Here is a 1,904-nt window from a genome sequence, read left to right on the forward strand (position 1 = left end):
GGATGACGGCGCCCAGGAGGGTGCCGACGACGCTGCCCTTGCCGCCCATCAGCGAGGCGCCGCCGATGGCGGCAGCCGCGATGGCGTCGAGCTCCCAGAGATTGCCGAGGATGGGTTCGGCGGCGCCCAACCGGCCGATCAGGATCTGCGCGGCAAGCGCCGCCAGCAGGCCTGAGATCATGTAGGCGGCGATCTTGGTGCGGGCAATCGGCACGCCGGCGATGTAGGCCGCCTCCTCGTTGCCGCCGACGGCGAGCAGATATTCGCCGAAGGGCGTCTTCTTCAAAACGACCCAGGCGACGACAGCCACGCAGGCGACGATGACGACCGCCAGAGGCAGTCCGAACAGCGAACCGTTGAAGACGGCGCGAAAGCCTGGGGGCAGGCCGAGGACCGGATTGCCGCCGGTGTAGATCAGCGCCAGTGCCCGATAGGTGCTGAGCGTTCCCAACGTGACGATGAAGGGCTGCAGCCCAACATGGGCGACGAGCACGCCGTTGACGAGGCCGCAGGCAAGACCAATGGCGAAGCCGGCGGCGATGGCCAGCGGAAACGGCACGCCGGCGACCATCATAGAGGCCGAGATGACGGCCGAGAGTGCTGCCGTCGGCCCGACCGACAGGTCGATGCCGCCGGAGATGATGACCAGCGTCATGCCCAGCGCCAGACAGGCATTGATGCTCGACTGCTGCAGGATGTTGATCAGGTTGCGCTCGGCGAAAAAGCCGGGCACCAGCGCGCCGAACACGGCCAGGATCACGACAAGCCCGATCAGCGTGCCGGCGTCGCGCATGGAAACACCGCGCAGGAATTCGGCCTGGGACCGCACCAGAGTGGCATCCGACATATCCGTCACCTACTGCCTTGCCGGCTGTGCGGCCGGCGTTTGCGTTTGCGGGATGGCGTGCGCCGCGATCGCCTGTTCTGAGAGATTTGCCCTATCGAGTTCGGCGGCGATGGTGCCGTCGCGCATGACCAACACGCGGTCGGCAAGCCGGATCACCTCGGGCAGTTCGGAGGAGACGACGACCACCGCATGGCCCTCGGCGGCGAGTTCCTCGATCAGATGATAGATCTCCGCCTTGGCGCCGACATCGATGCCGCGCGTCGGCTCGTCGAACAAGAGGATGCGTGTTCCCGCCGCCAGCCAGCGGCCGATGATCGCCTTCTGCTGGTTGCCGCCGCTGAACAGGCGGATCGGCCGGTCGAGCAGGAATGGGCGCAGATTGACGCGGCTCATCTTCTCGGCCGCCACCTGTTTCAACCTGGCGTGATCGATGAGGCCGCGCGGCGCGAACACGGCCATCGAGGCCAGCGCCATATTGCTGGTGATCGAGCGCAGCGGCACGATGCCTTCGCGTTTGCGCTCCTCCGGCACCAGTCCGACGCCGGCGGCAATCGCGTCACGCGGGCTGAAGAACCGTGCCGCCTTGCCGTCGATTGCAATCGTCCCGGCCGTGGCGCGATCGGCGCCGGCCAAGAGCCGCAGCAGTTCAGTGCGGCCGGAACCGACCAGGCCGGCAATGCCCAGCACCTCGCCGCGATGCAGATCGAACGACACGTTGCGCACCTTCGTCGCCGAGGAGAGGCCACGCGCGCTCAGCATGACCTTGTTCGTGGCATGGGAATTATGCTGCTCCTGCGCCAGTTCGCGGCCGACCATCATCGCCACGACCGCTTTCTCCGACAGGTCGTTCAGATCGACGGAATCGACGACGACGCCATCGCGCATGATGGTGGCGCGCCGGCAGATGCCGAACACCTCGTCCAGCTTGTGCGAGACATAGACGACGGCGACGCCGTCGCGGGCGAGGCCGGTGATGACTTGCGCCAGCCGTTCGAATTCGCTCGGCGTCAGGCTCGATGTCGGCTCGTCCATGGCAACGATGCGGGCGCGCTCGAGC

Annotated in this window: 2 protein-coding genes; both read right to left on the reverse strand. The window is 66.8% G+C overall.

Annotation, left to right across the window (positions count from 1 at the left end):
- Positions 1–847, reverse strand: an 847-nt coding sequence (locus tag EN991_RS34435; RefSeq protein ID WP_164769600.1) for an ABC transporter permease, incomplete at its 3' end; no start/stop codon positions are given.
- A gap of 9 nt (positions 848–856) precedes the next feature.
- A partial coding sequence (locus tag EN991_RS34440) for a sugar ABC transporter ATP-binding protein (protein WP_164769601.1) occupies positions 857–1,904 on the reverse strand: 1,048 nt, incomplete at its 5' end.

Origin of the sequence: Mesorhizobium sp. M7A.F.Ca.US.005.03.2.1, from assembly GCF_003997795.1 — a bacterium.
Lineage (GTDB): Bacteria > Pseudomonadota > Alphaproteobacteria > Rhizobiales > Rhizobiaceae > Mesorhizobium > Mesorhizobium ciceri.